This is a genomic window from Bacillus sp. FSL K6-2861 (assembly GCF_038630725.1).
GTDB classification, from domain to species: Bacteria; Bacillota; Bacilli; order Bacillales; family Bacillaceae; genus Bacillus; species Bacillus velezensis.
Genome location: NZ_CP152037.1, coordinates 541,057 through 555,917, shown reverse-complemented (window position 1 = coordinate 555,917; position 14,861 = coordinate 541,057). Strand labels below are relative to the sequence as shown.

Genomic DNA, 14,861 nt, shown 5'->3' with positions numbered 1-14,861 from the left:
TTTTTATTTGTTTCCCAAAACGATCAAACTATTTATACGATGGCGGGATGCTTTGCGGAAAACGGAATACATTTTCGGGATCGTATTTCGCCTTTATTCTTTGAAGCCTTGCAAAGTTTGAGCCATAATATGCTTTTCCGAAGTTCTCGATATTTTGATCCGGAACATTCACATATGAACCTGTTACATATGGTTTCATCAGCTGACGCACTCTTTCAACTGATGCAAGATTCGAAGCTTCTTGTGATTTATTTTTCCAACTAGCCGTCCATTCCGTATAAAACAACGGACGGCGCCAATAGAAGGCTGTTTCACTGCTTGGTACTCTGCTTATCGCGCCGCCCCAATTGATAAAAAAGAAATTGGTTTCTGTCCCAGTCGCTTTTTCTAAAAATTGTCTCATTACTGCAATAGGTTCTTCCGGCCAAAGATTGAGCGCCCACGCCGAGGAGAATTTAACACTCTGATCAGATCTGCCGGGAATCGGTTCGTCAGGATCTAAGAAATCTATACAATCCGGGTAGTATAATGTTTTGATTACTGTTTGTGCCGGCGTTCCGGCATTTAATAAAGGTTTTAATAATTGAATCAGCTCTGGTTTTGAACCGAGGAACAATCCTTCCGCATGGCACAAGCCATTTACTTTGCTGTAAATCTCAAGGTAGCATCCTAATCGTTCGTCTGTAAACGGCGCCCATTTTTGCCACGCTTTAAATACCGTTTCTAACTGTTCCCACGGCCAAATAATATTAAAGACGGTTGCGGTTTTAGGGGCACGGTGAACTTTGAACGTATATTGGGTGTTATATCCGAAATTGCCTCCCCCGCCGCCTCTGGAAGCCCACAGTAAATCTTCATTGCGGGATTGATTTGCTTGAATAATCCTGCCTTTGGCATCTACCATTTTCAGTGCGAGAAGGTTATCGCTTATCAGGCCGATCGATCGTGAAAGCACTCCAAATCCGCCTCCCATCGTGATTCCTCCGATTCCGACGGTTGGACTGTCTCCGAACGGGGCCATAAAACCTTCCCGAGCTAAACCTTTTACAAGCGGGCCGACGTGAATGCCGGTTTGAACGGTTGCTACCGCGTTTTTTTCATCTAAGAAAACTTTATTCATGTCACTCACATCAATAACAATCCCATCACTTACCGTGGAAAGATTTTTATCCAGAGCATGGCGGCCGCTTCTGACACGCATAGGCACATTCTTCTCACGAGCCCATTTAATAGCATTACTTACATCGTATGAATTTTGTGCAAAAACAAAGACAAGCGGACAGACATCAACATAAGGGTTCCAATTCTTAACCGCCTGTGTATAGCCGGGGTCCCCTTTGAAGATGACGCGTCCTGTTAACTGTGCTGATCCCATCTATTTCACTCCCAATAAGCATTTGATTCCGATACCAGTATATGTAGGAATGGGACAAATTCTTAGACAGATGTTCTGCAAACTTAAAAATAGATACATATACGCGAAGATGAGATAAAAACAAAAAAAGACAAGAGCGGCAAGCTGCCGAAACTCTTGTCTCTCCTGCCTTTTTTATCATGATAGGCACTTACATTTATTGGCGTGATATCCCGACCAAACTATGGAAGTCCATAGAAAATTATGTTTGCCCTGCCATGCGTGGTTCTGCTGAGACACCGGCTGAGCAATCTTTCTGCTTGATCCCCCGACAAGAATCTTATTCTTTATCGTTTTTGCATCCCTGTATTGATTTTCTCAGTCAAAAATCTTATCTTTTACGTTATGAAAAGATCTTATTTTTTCTTCTTGTGCTTACGTTTGCAATCATGTTTTTTCTCTTTCTTATGACGTTTTTTACATTTCGCTTTGGCTGCTAATTTTGCCGCTTCTACCTTTGCTTCTGCTGCTCTGGCTCTTGCTTCTTCCGCTCTTGCTATCGCCTCTTCCGCTCTGGCTCTCGCTTCTGCTTCTCTTGCTGCTTCTGCTCTTGCTTCGTCTTCCGCCATATCAAAATCATGGCCAAGGTCACAGGCTTCGTTGTATGGCTTTTTCTTCTGAACGTACTGTTGATCTTCACCTTCGTTATAATACATTACGCCACTCCTTCTCTCATCTTTTAATCTTTACATACTATGTAAAGAAATAACTGCAGCTTGGACTGGTATTATGATGAACCGGCACATTTTAGGGCAATTTTCATTTATCGATACAACAGATTCTGGATGCTTGATGAAACTTAAATGTTTATGATAAGCAGCGTAAAAAGGGAGACTACGAAAAAGGATGCTGCACGCTGCAGCATCCTTCTGTACAACTTTTTATTGAACGATTGGAAAGTGTTTTTTGGCTTTTAGTTTGCTTGCTGTGTTTGTTTTACTGGTTCTTTGCTAAAAAGTCCGACAACGTTCCACAAGATAATTGCAGCAGCTATGATTAAACGAGTCGTACTGACTTCTTGGTTAGTAAATAATTTATAGCCATATATTGACCCCAATGCTGCTATACAAAAAATATTGAACCATTTACTCCAACGCAATTAGAAAACTCCTTATAAAATGATTACATTTCAAAACAATGTATTATAATATTAACAAAATTTTTCAATAATTTACCTTAAATCATTCTTAATTGGTTTTCCTGATCATTTTCTCTAATCGTCTTCGATCTTTCGGATTTTTGATCATTTTTTTGTTACAGGCTAGACCCAGACATCATTTTCAGCTGTTTGATCAGTTATTTCCTGCCCGGTATTCACAACACCTTTAGGTTCTACAAGCAAAATGTTACACTCTGATTCTGCATAAGGTTTATGTTCAACATTTTTCGGAATGACAAACATTTCACCTTCATTTAATGTTACTTCTCCATCACGAAATTCAATGATTAAATTACCCTTAATGACAATGAAGACTTCATCTGTTTCGTCATGCTTATGCCAAACAAAATCCCCTTGTACCTTAACAAGTTTAAATTGATAATCATTCATTTCAGCGATTACTTTTGGAGACCATTGATCTTGGAACGCAGCTAATTTCTCTTGAAAATTAATCGGTCTATATTCCATTCTTTCCGCTTTCCTTGTAAAACTCAAATATTTAACTAGTCCCAAATTAAAGGCCTGTCCACTTCAGCAGTTCTGAGATAGTCTAAAAGCTGACCGGTATGTACTGACTCATGGTAAGCGATTCTTAATAACATGTCTCCTAGTTCGCGAATATATCCAACATCAGACCTGTCAATCTTTATATTTGTTAAATCTGTTTCGTTTAACGATTTGATGAATGTCAAAAACTCGGCCCGATACGGTTTTGCAAATTCTAATTCTTCGATTACTGTGGTAAACGTTTTTGATTCATACGGATTTTTAGATTCCTCTGAAGACTCATTCATTTGTTTTAGTAAAATGTGATGATAAAGAAATTCCGCTTCTAATACATGTCTTATCATTTCCTTACACGACATTGCTTCGGAATCCGGGCGCCAGTCCATTTTTTCCTCAGGTATAGCTGCCCATAACTTGATGCTTCGCCGTCTTACTTCTTCAAAATGTAAAACAATAAGGTCAATTGTATTCAAGTGTTTTCCCCCTTTTATTTTTAAATAATTCTCCTTCTTCCCGGAAAAAACCTCTTCAAATAAAAAACATATTCTTTCCCAACTCGCTGGATTGATAATCAAACCATTTTTAAGATAAGGAGATATTCATTCATCCATACAATAGACTCTGGTTGAACATATACTAAATGATAGTTTTCATTAGAAAGGAGAAATCAGCTTTGGCAAAGTATCGGATCATGACCTTTGACGGGGGCGGTACCTTAGGTGCTTTAAGTTTACAACTATTGAACAGACTAGCTGAAGAAAATCCAGCATTAATAAGCCGAACCCATGTATTTGCGGGAAATTCAATCGGTTCATTTACTGCCCTTGCATTAGCAAGCGGAAGATCTCCGAAGGAAACACTTCAGTATTTTGAGGATGAAATCCTGCCCGCATTCAGCACTTCCCGGCCGGGAGGACCTGTTTTCAATCAACAATTGCCATATTCCGGTTTTATTAAAGCGGTACGAAACTTTTTCCCGCCAGGCCTTCGCCTTAAAGATCTAAGAAAACGAATTGTTGTCCCTTCATTCAAATTATACTCCCCGGCACTGGATCGTTGGACGCCCGTATTATTTCACAACTTTCCCGGCTCTCCCTATTTAAATGAGAAAGTGAGTGATGTCATACTGCGGAGCAGCGGTGCTCCCGCAACGCAGCGCGCCTATCAAAACTACGTGGACGGATATGTAGTGGCAACGAACCCCAGTACGGCCAGTATCGCGTTTGCGGTTGGTAAAGCCAACGTGCCATTGGATCAAATTGCGGCGCTATCCATCGGTACAGGCGAAGCCCCGACTCGGTTAAGAAGAGATACGAGGGGGTGGGGAATGGTAAGTGCGGATAACATACGTCCCGAAAATCTGAAGAACCTTCCTCCAAATTGGGGAGTCCTTTTGGACAGGTCGCCTAATGAACCATTACTGCCATTTCTTCAGATGATCTCCGGCGGAAATGGCTACTATGAATCCATGGTCAGTGCGAATCTGCTGGGAGATCGCTTTTTCCGGTTAGATCCGCGGATTCCTAACTTCTCCAAAACAGACCCTTCCGTGGTTCCCGCTGTCATTGAAATTGCGAACAAAACCAACTTACAGCCTGTGAATACATTTATAGAGAAAAACTGGAACGACAGCCACTAAGGAAATTCACATCTTAAAACAATGAACAAAAAATACCAAGGGACTCAAAACCCTTGGTATTTTTAATGCGGCTGAGAGGATTTGGACCTTTACGGGGTATTTATACGCTGGGCATTCGATAAAGTGAAATCTTATTACCGCCCGGCATTTCAAACACTGAAGTTAAGCATTACAACCAACAATCGGGCCATTTAATTGAATAGGACTACTCAGAAGTCGCTTCCATTACGTAAGAAAAGCGACTTTTTAGATTTGATTTTCAAGTTCCTTTGACAAATTTTGAAAAGACCATTGACTATTCAGTTGAACTGTATTAAGTTTAACTATATAGTCAGACTGAATAGAGGATGAGGATATGAAACATAAATTATTACCGCTGTCTGAAACCATGCATTATATTTTATTAGCTCTGCGGGAGCCGCTTCATGGCTATGCTGCCATGCAGAAGATCGAAAAGATGAGTAACGGAACTGTTATTTTAGCAGCCGGCACATTATACGGCGCGATTGAAAACTTGAATAAGCATGGCTGGATTGAACCTGTCGGAGAATCGGGCCGGAGAAAAGTTTATATGATAACTGCGGAAGGAAGCGCCATTTTGAAAATGGAACAAAACAGATTACTTCATATTTTATCCCTGCACGAAGGAAGTGAATCGAATGAAGAAATGTAAGATGTTTTTTGATATTGAAAAAGAGGAGCAATGGCTGAACGAGCACCTACAAAAAGGCTATCACTGTACAAATATCAGCGGATTAGGAATATACACTTTCGAAAAAACCGACAAAAAATATGTAATGCGACTGGATTATCAAGATTATTTATCAAAGAAAAAGTTCAAAGACTACAAAGAGATCTATGAAGACTTCGGCTGGAGTTATATAAACAGCCCATGGCTTAGCGGAACTCGATATTGGCAAAAAGAAGATGATGATCAAAATGAAATCTTCTCGGATCGCCAATCAAAGAGTAATTATTATAAAAGACTAATGAGTTTTTCATCTTGTTTTGGGTTACTGTGCTTGTTTTATTCTTATTTGATTTACAAGGATTCAGGTTTGTATTTAACTGAAGGTCTGTGGAGTATGGAAAGCGCAATGTTTTGGAAAGCATTTTTATTTGAAACTCCATTTGCCCTTTTGAGGTCGCTTCCCGCCCTTATGGCTGTTCTATTTGGCTGCAGTTTCTATAAAGCGTATCGAAAGTATTCAATGTTAAAAGAACAATAACGCGGGGGAAGTTACATTCAAAGAAGTAATCGAGGATCATGTATTTGCCGAATCCGGGCGCTTTAACGGAAAAAAAGCGCCCTGAATTTGCTGATAAATCAGACGGCTTATTTTGTTAATAATACATACTTATTTACAATGGCTTGAGCGAGACAAGCTGATGAATCAACAAAGGTAAGTTCGCTGCTTTTTTGATCCGTGACCATATTTAAATCCGTACATGCAATGATAACCGTATCAACCTTTTCTGCTAAGTCACGGTGTAATTCATCATATAATGTACGAGCCTCATTGATTTGACCTTGTTTAATCTTTTCTATTATGTGATCGACATAGATTTGCCAACTATCTTGATGTAAAAAATCATAACCTTCTCTGTTTAACGCTTCTTGAAATATTCCAGATTGAACCGTAGGAACAGTGGCTAAAAGAGCTGCTTTTTTGGAGCCTTTAGGTATTTTTTTATGGTTTCATCAATCATGTTTAGTAAAGGGACTGAAATCGATTTTTTTATTTGGTTAAAATAGATATGTGCGGTATTACATGGGATTGCAATAAAATCAACACCCGTTTTTTCAAGCTTTACAGCCCCCTCAATAATTGCCTTTTCCATGTCCGTATGATTGAGAGGTTTATTCATATAGAAAGGAGTCGGACAGGAATAAATCATCATATGAGGAAAATCCATGTCATGTATTGCTCCATATATTTTTTGGCACTCGTCTACTACCTTATCTACAAATGGCCCAGTAGATTTTGGCCCCATTCCTGCCAGTATTCCAATCATAATTGTCCTCCTCTGTAAAAATGTGTACGAATACGATCACGATGAGTTATTCTTGTGTTTCTCATCTGAATCTGCTCTCATTTCTTTTTGGCTGTCTTCTCCTATTTTATCATTTCATTAATCGAATTATCATATCTAATTCCGCCGCACGCAGAAGAATGGCAGATACATTAAGGTTATGAAAGCTTGTTTTCATTACACTCTCTATCCTCCACTTTCATCACTTCTATATGTTTTCATGAATTATGGTTAAAAATCGGTGATTAAATTGTGCCCATATAGATTAGTAAAGTGTCATTGATGTCAAGTCATGAACTCCTAAAGGAGATTTAATAACTCATTTTCAACGAAAAACTGATTTCTGTTAATTAGTCGAGATTCAAAGATATACACGGACCAATTGATCTTTCCTTTTTTAGGACCCCGACAGGTTCCCTCTTGTTTTTTTAAAAAAGTTATTGACACCAATAAATGACCATGTTATCATTAAAAATTTGATATCTCACTCCATATATGGTAACCTTAAGTTAAGTTCCCATATATGGAGGTGGATTATATGTTTCAAATTGGCGATAACATTGTTTATCCAATGCACGGAGCAGGTACAATTGAAGCCATAGAAGAAAAACAATTCTTAGAGGAAAAACAACAGTATTATGTCATAAGAATGTCAATCAGTAATATGACAGTTATGATTCCAACGCGTAAAATATTGAGTTCAAATATACGGCCAGTTACTGATATACGTGCATTAAAACACATTTTACACATTTTTCAGCATGGAGAATCAGATAGGTTACTGCCATGGAAGCAAAGGTATGTAGTAAACACGAACAAAATAAAAACGGGTGAAATACAAGAAGGCGTTGAAGTTGTACGTGATTTAATGCGAATGAAGAAAGAAAAAGCACTTAATTCAAGCGAAAAAAAAATGTTGGATAATGCCTATGAATTTTTGATTAGTGAACTGGAAGTCATTAAAGGAATCACTGAAAAACAAATAAAAAGTTTCTGCTAAGGTTAATTTTAAATAATGTTTTGCATTCCAAAAAGCACCCGCGAGTTTTCGGAATATTACGATTAAAATATTTCAAAGACGCTTAACTTCTTCAACTTACTTTTAGAACATTAACCTCTTTTATTATTCCTACAATCTAATCTGTTTTATTTTTTTCTTCAACGAACATTTGAATTCTCGATGAAATAGTCACTTGATTTTTGTAATCCTGATTCACACTGGCACGGACATGGAGCCGTAAGGATGGAAGAGAGGCAGGGCTTTCATTGTTTTAGGTCTAAGTGATTATTTCCAGAAGAAAAAACAACCACTCTCCTCTTTATCTTTAAGAATTTCTTACATCTGCTCCCACAGTGAATAGCAGTTGTTTATCTTCTTTTCATAAAAGAGATATGCGAAATGTAACAAAGAATAACATACAGTTATATTGAGAACATAAAAACAAATCATTTATATATATTCCACATATCGTCAATCCGGTATGTTATACTGTAAACAATCCTTTGAGGTTTTAAACCTTTTTCTTACCTTGTAGCAACTGTCCCTACTCGAACGTTGAGTAGGGTTTTTTTATTCAGTATGATACAGAGAACATAAAAAAACAGGCCCTATATAAAGAGCCTGTTTGTATAAACGATTGAAGATTAAGCAGTTTTTTGAACGTTAGCAGCTTGAGCTCCACGAGCACCTTGCTCAACGTCAAACGTTACTTTTTGACCTTCGTCTAAAGATTTGAATCCGTCACTTTGGATTGCAGAAAAGTGTACGAATACATCGTCTCCATTTTCACGTTCGATAAATCCAAAACCTTTTTCTGCATTAAACCATTTAACTGTACCTTGTTCCATTTTTGTTGCCTCCTAGTGTGTTACACATTGTATTACTATCCTTGCCCAAAGTATCATCAAGACGAAAAGTCGATATTCATACTATCCTTTACACGAACAAAAATAATTCTCCTTTATCATAGCACGAAACGGAAATAACTGCAAATTAATAATATGTTCATTCATGTTTTATTTGTTAAACCTGTCGATACCAGTGCAAAATAAGATGCTTATTAATAACTATGGTGTGAAAACACCGTGAAAATGGATCACGAGTGTCTTCAAACCCAGTACTTCATATTGATTGTTAAAGATTTCTTTAAAAAGCTCAGCTGTTTCTTGTTCAAGTACAAGATATTCTTGGCTGTTCACTGGTATAGCTTTGTTTCTGCAGATGTTTCCAAACGATCACTCAGGTATACCTCTATTTTAACGGTATTAACTTGTCATGTTTGTTCCTCAAACAATCAAAGTTTACGGTCTAAATAAACCGATTCACATTGGGGAGCATGGAGAGAGTTTGGCCCGATAAAGAGCCGGGTATAATCTTCATACACCTTTTGTATTCCGGCTGGTTCTGCTAATAAAGATTTAATCAGTCTGGAAAAAAGTATCTCATTTCCAATAATTTCACAGGCGGATGGGAAAGATACTTATCATCTATGGTGTATGACGCTGTGACTTCAAAGACAAACGTTTTCGATACTTAGAAGAACATCAGGGAAGGGGAAATCTTTAAAAAATGAATGAACAAAACCTAAGGACTTTGAGAAAACTGGTTACACCTTATGAAAAGTCCGATTTACAAAAAAGTATATGTCAAATCATTAACACATTGGTACCATTTTTCCTGCTATGGTATTTGGCATATAAGAGCTTGTCCATTTCTTATTTCCTTACATTAGCCATTTCTGTCGTTGCAGCAGGTTTTTTAGTAAGAACCTTCATCATCTTTCATGATTGCTGCCACTATTCCTTTTTTAAGAACAGAAAGGCGAATCGAATCCTTGGAACAATAACAGGAATTCTGACTCTGCATCCGTTTGATCATTGGGCACACGATCATTCTGTCCATCATGCGACAAGCAGCAACCTGGACAAACGCGGTACGGGCGATATTTGGGTACTGACTGTTGAGGAATATAAGGAAGCCTCAACTAAGACAAAAATAATGTACCGTTTGTACAGAAATCCGTTTGTTATGTTTATTATCGGACCGATTTACGTCTTCGGGATTACCAATCGTTTTAATCGTAAAGGGGCAAAACGCACAGAACGGATGAATACATATGTAACGAACCTGGGGATCGTCGCTTTGGCAGCACTTTTATGTTGGGCTATCGGCTGGCAAAACTTTCTGCTGGTCCAGACACCAATTTTTATGATATCGGGATCCCTCGGAATTTGGATGTTTTATATTCAGCATACGTTTGAGGATTCATATTTCGAAGAAGATGAGCATTGGGAATATGTAAAAGCAGCCGTTGAAGGAAGCTCTTTTTATAAGCTTCCAAAAGTCATGCAATGGTTAACAGGCAATATCGGTTTCCATCATGTTCATCATTTAAGCCCAAGAGTCCCAAACTATAAGCTTGAAATCGTGCATAACAACACTGAACCATTGCAAAACGTTCCGACCATCACACTGGCAACAAGTATTAAGTCGTTAAAGTTCCGCCTATGGGATGAAGAAGGCAAAAAATTTGTTGGTTTTACCCACTTAAAAAAAACTTCTAAAAGCCAGGTATCAGCTCGGCTAAGAACGGATTAAATAAACTACTCCCATAATCGATGATAATGGGCAGTGTATCTTGCATAATAAAAGTGCAGACTCGCGCAAAGATTTTGTGCAGAGGTCAGCACTTTTTTAATTGCCAAATGCACTTACAACAAAAAAATACCAAAGGTGTCAAAACCTTTGGTATCATTAGGATGCGGCCGAGAGGACTTGAACCTCCACGGGTTATTCACCCGCTGGGCCCTCAATAAAGTGAAACTGTGTTTTCTGTTATAAAACCATTGTTCTAAACACATTTGCCGCACTAATCGTTATTTATGTCTTGATCTATTCAATCAAGTTTAATCGATATTATTCGAAAGTGACATTATGATTAAACTATCATGAAAATAAACTTCTGTAATTTAGAAGTTTTGACGGACCCTTACCGTACTTAATAATAAATATCATGTTGATAGGTGTATTTTAAAAAAGCCCACTCACGAAAACGAGTGGGTTTACAAAAGCTCTAAACGTGATAAATCCCCTTTTTCAAAAAATAATCAGCTGCTCTGATTGCAAAGTTTTCAATGTCTCCGTCCATTCTTAGAAGGAAGATACCATTAGCGATGACACTAATGGTACCCTTTGTTTCTACTCAATCACTTATTCAGCTTCTCCAACAACTGTAAAGCGTTCATTTATATGTTTTGGATTTTCAATTTCATCCAATACTGCAATTGCATAGTCTGCATAGCTAATATAACTTTCACCTTTCGAATTCACAAGAAGATGATCTTTTCCTGACTGATAAAATCCAGTTCTTTTCCCGTCTGGGTCAAATACCGCTGAAGGACTGATAAATGTCCAGTTAATATCAGAAGTTTCCTTTAGTTCTTGCAAGTTACGACCTTGCCCTTTAGCTGTCGGAATAAAAATCTCCGGGAAATCAGGTGTATCCATTACACTGACAGTTTTATTTTCGTCTACATAAAGACTCCCTGCTCCACCTACAATTACGGCTCTTGTACCCGTTCCTTTTAATGCCCTAATTAATGCCCGGCCAGCATCTACATGTGCCTGTTCTTCTCCTAATGGAGCACCGAAGGCATTAACTGCTACATCTAACTTTTTTAGATCATCCGATGTAAGATCAATTATATTTTTTTCAATGATTGCAATCTTTTCCTCTTTAAGTTTTGCAGCATCTCTTACAATTGCAGTTACTTCATGTCCCCTGCTTACCGCTTCTTTCAAGATAAGACTTCCAGCTTTTCCGGTTGCACCAATGATTCCAATTTTCAATTTAAAGTCCTCCTAATCATTCAAAATTTTAAATGTAACCATATCAATTACATGTAATAAGTTTAGTTACACCTTATTTATTTGTCAATACTTTTATCATCTTGTTAATTGAGCATATTAGAGTAAAAGAACTTGTAATACATTCAGTTACAAGTGTACTATAAAGAGTGTAAAGTAATGAGGATGGTGAAGAAATCATGTCTATTAGCAGCCGTTTTGCTGTAGGAATTCATATATTGGCTCTTATTGAAATAAATGAAGACGGAATTAGCACTTCTGAATTTTTAGCTGGAAGTGTAAATACAAATCCCGCCTTCATAAGAAAAATTATGGGGATGCTGAAAAAAGCAGGTTTAGTAAATGTTCGGCCAGGTATTGCAGGGGCTGAATTAGCGAAGGATCTAACTGAAATCACCTTACTTGATGTTTATAGAGCAGTTAATGTTGTTCAAGATAAAGAATTGTTTAGTATACATGAAAATCCCAATCCTCAATGTCCTGTAGGCCGGAACATTCAAAGTACAATTGGTCCAATATTTGAAATCGCCCAATCTGCCTTGGAAAAAGCTCTTGGGCATATCACAATTGAGGATGTGGTAAAGGATATTATTGAAAAAGAAAATTTGACCAATAATTGTTAAATGATTTCACAGAAAATCTTTTATCATATTGAATCCAGCCCCGAATTGATATTGATTTTTTGATTAAAAAAATGGCTTTTTCATGAACAAAAAAAGAGCAGACATAAAGTCTGCTCCTTTTGATGAAAGATTTAGATTACGGTAAGGGATATAAATATGCTCATGATAAAAAGGAAAAATTAACGACAATGCAGACGATGCCAGATTCTTTAATAGGACGTGAGTATTACTATCCAACAACTCAAGGTTCAGAAGCTAAGTTCAAACAAAGACTTGAGGAAATCTCGGATTGGTATAAAAGAAACCGCAAATCTTAGTTTGAACGAATATGTTCTGTATATAAAAATAATGAGGTATGGAGTGAATTGATAATGAATTATGGTGAAATAAAAGATTACTGCCTAACCTTTCCAAACTCTTATGAAGACCATCCTTTTGGAGATGGTTGGACTGCAATTCGGCACAAAGGGAATAAGAAAATATTTGCACTTATCTTCACTCGCGACGAACACTTATGTGTCAACCTTAAATGCGAACCTGAAAGGGCTGATTTTCTACGTGGTCTTTTTGAAGAAATCAAGCCCGGATACCATATGAACAAGGAGCATTGGAATACTCTTACCTTAGATGAGGGACTCCCAGAGCACCAAATCCATGACATGGTAAAGTACAGCTTTGAACTGACAAAACCAAAAAGTAAAAAGGAAACATAACATCGAAGGATAGAACGCTCATTATAGATATTCACCCGGCTCAATGATACAGAGGAATATGCAAAAAACCTCAAGGCAGCAATTTTTAAATTCGTATTTACGAGATGATTTTTTCGTTATTGCGAGCCCTTTGTTTCTCGATCATAGGTTGAACAAATAAAAAAAGAGCAGACACAAAGTCCACTCTATTAATTAAGATGATTGCTTATTTCATCCAGACACCTATAAAAATTGAAAGGTGACGATGATATGCCGCAAAGGTCATTTAGCGTTTCATTAATACTGATAACTCACCTTCAAACACTTTTTCCTCTTTCTGATTATAGGTAGATAACAATACAGTAAGTATCCCCGTCTGGCTTTTATTTGGTTTTTTATCAATAACCTTAACAATAGTGTTCAGTTTATCATTAGGGTAAACGGGTGCTAGGAATTTTATATTATTCATTCCTGTCCCAGCAATAATATCGTCTTCATGACACCCTTCTTCAATCCAAAGCTTAAAAGTAATAGATAACGTTTGTATTCCAGAAGCAATAATTCCATTAAATCTGCCCATTTTTGCTTTTTCTTCATTTAAATGCATGTATTGTGGGTCATACACTTCTGCAAAATTCATTATATTCTCTTTTGTTAATTCAAAAGATTTAGTTTGAAAAACCTGCCCGATGGTGAATTCATCCAACTTCATAAATAAATCTCCTAGAATCTAAACTTTATTATTAAATCTACGTAGCATTTTAACATACTGGCTCTCACACAACAACTTAACGGTAAAACAATTGTTCCCCTATCAGGTATGAACAAGCACATTGTTTTTGTTTCCTTGCCTTTAACCTCTTTATAATCAGGTGTTTTCTTATAAAGACCAAGGCGGTCGCCATCACCATCACCCGGCATATGTGCCATTTCCTCATAAGAATCTCCAAGCTTCTCATAATAAGAATAAGCAGTCAGCCTACGAGAACTTTCTTCTGGCTGATAAAACGCAAGTTGAATATATTTCCCGTCATCATATACACGAATTATGGCGTTATCTCTTTTGTACTCATCTGAATCTGCTCGCATTTCTTTTCTGACTTTCTTCTCCTGCTTCATCACTTCATTAATCATTATCATATTTACTACCGTGCACGCAGTCAGCAGAAGGATGAAGGTGACTGACAAATCATACGACCTACTATAAGTAAGTGGACAGTAACAGATGAATTTTTTTAAACAAAAAATACCAAGGGTGTCAAAACCCTTGGTATCATTGATGCGGCCGAAAGGACTTGAACCTCCACGGGTTATTCACCGCTGGGCCCACCATCTATATTCATAAAACTATTGCTCAGTTGTCAGCATGTTAAGTAAATTACGAATTTCCTTGTTATAACTTTTAATTTCTTCTTCATTACAACCGGTTTTATCAAATACTGCATTAGGTATCATTGTGACTTTTTCTTTAAACTCATTCCCTTCAGTTGTTAACGTAATAATTACACTCGTTCATCCTCTTTTGAACGCTCTCTTATAATAAGACCTCGCTCCTCAAGTCGTTTTAAAACTGGAGTTAATGTTCCGGAGTCTAGATATAATTCTTCGCCTAAACCTTTAACAGATATTTTTTCCTTCTCCCATAAAACAAGAAGAACCAAATACTGTGATTAGCGTACAAGTTCTCGTTTTCTGCTTTGGACCCCATAAGAAAATAAAAAGCCAGCTCTCCTTCGGGAGAAGAACTGGCATAACAAAGCTTCTTGCTTCTTATTTTGCTGTATTGCTCGGACCTTTTAATTTCTCTTCGTTCTTGCGTCAACGTTTTATTATTAGGACACAACCAATAAAATAATGACGATCGAGAATAGCAACGCTGCTTTTGCAAAGCAGTAAGCCCTCCAGAATATAAAAGAGCTGCAGTCA

The 14,861-nt window shown here is 37.4% G+C and carries 17 protein-coding genes and 2 pseudogenes; 8 read left to right on the top strand and 11 right to left on the bottom strand.

Features of this window, described 5'->3' with window-relative positions; all coding sequences use genetic code 11:
* Positions 1-28 precede the first annotated feature (28 nt).
* From NYE62_RS02745 to NYE62_RS02725, 5 genes are all read right to left on the bottom strand, one after another.
* Positions 29-1,375 carry an FAD-binding oxidoreductase gene (locus NYE62_RS02745; protein WP_060563153.1) on the bottom strand — a complete coding sequence of 449 codons (1,347 nt, stop codon included), beginning with the start codon at positions 1,373-1,375 and terminating at the stop codon, positions 29-31.
* 395 nt (positions 1,376-1,770) lie between these two features.
* Positions 1,771-2,070 (bottom strand): hypothetical protein, encoded by a 300-nt coding sequence (locus tag NYE62_RS02740; RefSeq protein ID WP_060675357.1) that lies wholly within the window; start codon positions 2,068-2,070, stop codon positions 1,771-1,773.
* Positions 2,071-2,327: 257 nt separating this feature from the next.
* Positions 2,328-2,513 carry a hypothetical protein gene (locus tag NYE62_RS02735; protein WP_043021445.1) on the bottom strand — a complete coding sequence of 62 codons (186 nt, stop codon included), beginning with the start codon at positions 2,511-2,513 and terminating at the stop codon, positions 2,328-2,330.
* 162 nt (positions 2,514-2,675) lie between these two features.
* On the bottom strand, positions 2,676-3,041 hold the full coding sequence (locus NYE62_RS02730) for a cupin domain-containing protein (protein ID WP_106080079.1): 366 nt from the start codon (positions 3,039-3,041) through the stop codon (positions 2,676-2,678).
* A 35-nt stretch (positions 3,042-3,076) separates the two neighbouring features.
* Positions 3,077-3,553, bottom strand: a complete 477-nt coding sequence (locus tag NYE62_RS02725) for a DinB family protein (protein WP_342497214.1) — start codon at positions 3,551-3,553, stop codon at positions 3,077-3,079.
* 200 nt (positions 3,554-3,753) lie between these two features.
* Here NYE62_RS02725 and cotR point away from each other — a divergent pair, with 200 nt between their 5' ends.
* The 3 genes from cotR to NYE62_RS02710 all read left to right on the top strand — a co-directional run bounded on the left by cotR (position 3,754) and on the right by NYE62_RS02710 (position 5,948).
* Complete coding sequence (gene cotR, locus NYE62_RS02720) at positions 3,754-4,719, top strand: sporulation hydrolase CotR (RefSeq protein WP_064107249.1); 966 nt, start codon at positions 3,754-3,756, stop codon at positions 4,717-4,719.
* Positions 4,720-5,074: 355 nt separating this feature from the next.
* A complete protein-coding gene (locus tag NYE62_RS02715) occupies positions 5,075-5,392 on the top strand; it encodes a helix-turn-helix transcriptional regulator (protein ID WP_007409564.1) in 318 nt (105 codons plus the stop codon).
* Positions 5,379-5,948: a DUF2812 domain-containing protein gene (locus NYE62_RS02710; RefSeq protein ID WP_007409565.1), complete on the top strand. Its 570-nt coding sequence runs from the start codon at positions 5,379-5,381 to the stop codon at positions 5,946-5,948. The genes NYE62_RS02715 and NYE62_RS02710 overlap by 14 nt, the downstream gene beginning before the upstream one ends.
* A gap of 107 nt (positions 5,949-6,055) precedes the next feature.
* Here the strand turns inward: NYE62_RS02710 and NYE62_RS02705 are convergent.
* Positions 6,056-6,735, bottom strand: a pseudogene (locus NYE62_RS02705) (amino acid racemase).
* A gap of 556 nt (positions 6,736-7,291) precedes the next feature.
* Here NYE62_RS02705 and NYE62_RS02700 point away from each other — a divergent pair.
* A complete protein-coding gene (locus NYE62_RS02700) occupies positions 7,292-7,753 on the top strand; it encodes a CarD family transcriptional regulator (RefSeq protein WP_032870361.1) in 462 nt (153 codons plus the stop codon).
* 644 nt (positions 7,754-8,397) lie between these two features.
* Here NYE62_RS02700 and cspC read toward each other — a convergent pair.
* Positions 8,398-8,601, bottom strand: coding sequence for a cold shock protein CspC (gene cspC / locus NYE62_RS02695; protein WP_003156143.1), 204 nt, complete (start codon positions 8,599-8,601; stop codon positions 8,398-8,400).
* Between the two features lie 721 nt (positions 8,602-9,322).
* On the opposite strand from cspC, the gene NYE62_RS02690 reads away from it, so the two are divergent.
* Positions 9,323-10,351, top strand: coding sequence for a fatty acid desaturase (locus tag NYE62_RS02690; RefSeq protein ID WP_136803580.1), 1,029 nt, complete (start codon positions 9,323-9,325; stop codon positions 10,349-10,351).
* A gap of 612 nt (positions 10,352-10,963) precedes the next feature.
* Here NYE62_RS02690 and NYE62_RS02685 read toward each other — a convergent pair.
* Positions 10,964-11,602: an NAD(P)-dependent oxidoreductase gene (locus tag NYE62_RS02685; RefSeq protein WP_032870355.1), complete on the bottom strand. Its 639-nt coding sequence runs from the start codon at positions 11,600-11,602 to the stop codon at positions 10,964-10,966.
* Positions 11,603-11,799: 197 nt separating this feature from the next.
* On the opposite strand from NYE62_RS02685, the gene NYE62_RS02680 reads away from it, so the two are divergent.
* The 3 genes from NYE62_RS02680 (at position 11,800) to NYE62_RS02670 (ending at position 12,956) form a co-directional block, all read left to right on the top strand.
* A complete protein-coding gene (locus NYE62_RS02680; protein WP_040238522.1) occupies positions 11,800-12,243 on the top strand; it encodes an Rrf2 family transcriptional regulator in 444 nt (147 codons plus the stop codon).
* 122 nt (positions 12,244-12,365) lie between these two features.
* Positions 12,366-12,560 (top strand): recombination factor protein RarA, encoded by a 195-nt coding sequence (locus NYE62_RS02675; protein ID WP_007409575.1) that lies wholly within the window; start codon positions 12,366-12,368, stop codon positions 12,558-12,560.
* A 54-nt stretch (positions 12,561-12,614) separates the two neighbouring features.
* Positions 12,615-12,956: an MmcQ/YjbR family DNA-binding protein gene (locus tag NYE62_RS02670; protein ID WP_032870349.1), complete on the top strand. Its 342-nt coding sequence runs from the start codon at positions 12,615-12,617 to the stop codon at positions 12,954-12,956.
* Between the two features lie 265 nt (positions 12,957-13,221).
* Here NYE62_RS02670 and NYE62_RS02665 read toward each other — a convergent pair whose 3' ends face one another.
* The 3 genes and pseudogenes from NYE62_RS02665 to NYE62_RS02655 all read right to left on the bottom strand — a co-directional run.
* Positions 13,222-13,647 carry a MaoC family dehydratase gene (locus tag NYE62_RS02665; RefSeq protein WP_040238524.1) on the bottom strand — a complete coding sequence of 142 codons (426 nt, stop codon included), beginning with the start codon at positions 13,645-13,647 and terminating at the stop codon, positions 13,222-13,224.
* An 11-nt stretch (positions 13,648-13,658) separates the two neighbouring features.
* Positions 13,659-14,123, bottom strand: coding sequence for a cystatin-like fold lipoprotein (locus tag NYE62_RS02660; protein WP_040238526.1), 465 nt, complete (start codon positions 14,121-14,123; stop codon positions 13,659-13,661).
* A 159-nt stretch (positions 14,124-14,282) separates the two neighbouring features.
* Positions 14,283-14,602, bottom strand: a pseudogene (locus tag NYE62_RS02655) (MarR family transcriptional regulator); the annotation flags it as partial.
* Positions 14,603-14,861: the final 259 nt, after the last annotated feature.

Coding starts and splice junctions, on each gene's coding strand:
- NYE62_RS02665 (WP_040238524.1), bottom strand. CDS start 13,647: ATGAAGTTGGATGAATTCACCATCGGGCAGGTTTTTCAAACTAAATCT.
- NYE62_RS02675 (WP_007409575.1), top strand. CDS start 12,366: ATGAAAGATTTAGATTACGGTAAGGGATATAAATATGCTCATGATAAA.
- NYE62_RS02680 (WP_040238522.1), top strand. CDS start 11,800: ATGTCTATTAGCAGCCGTTTTGCTGTAGGAATTCATATATTGGCTCTT.
- cspC (WP_003156143.1), bottom strand. CDS start 8,601: ATGGAACAAGGTACAGTTAAATGGTTTAATGCAGAAAAAGGTTTTGGA.
- NYE62_RS02670 (WP_032870349.1), top strand. CDS start 12,615: ATGAATTATGGTGAAATAAAAGATTACTGCCTAACCTTTCCAAACTCT.
- NYE62_RS02745 (WP_060563153.1), bottom strand. CDS start 1,375: ATGGGATCAGCACAGTTAACAGGACGCGTCATCTTCAAAGGGGACCCC.
- NYE62_RS02710 (WP_007409565.1), top strand. CDS start 5,379: ATGAAGAAATGTAAGATGTTTTTTGATATTGAAAAAGAGGAGCAATGG.
- NYE62_RS02730 (WP_106080079.1), bottom strand. CDS start 3,041: ATGGAATATAGACCGATTAATTTTCAAGAGAAATTAGCTGCGTTCCAA.
- NYE62_RS02715 (WP_007409564.1), top strand. CDS start 5,075: ATGAAACATAAATTATTACCGCTGTCTGAAACCATGCATTATATTTTA.
- NYE62_RS02700 (WP_032870361.1), top strand. CDS start 7,292: ATGTTTCAAATTGGCGATAACATTGTTTATCCAATGCACGGAGCAGGT.
- NYE62_RS02740 (WP_060675357.1), bottom strand. CDS start 2,070: ATGTATTATAACGAAGGTGAAGATCAACAGTACGTTCAGAAGAAAAAG.
- NYE62_RS02690 (WP_136803580.1), top strand. CDS start 9,323: ATGAATGAACAAAACCTAAGGACTTTGAGAAAACTGGTTACACCTTAT.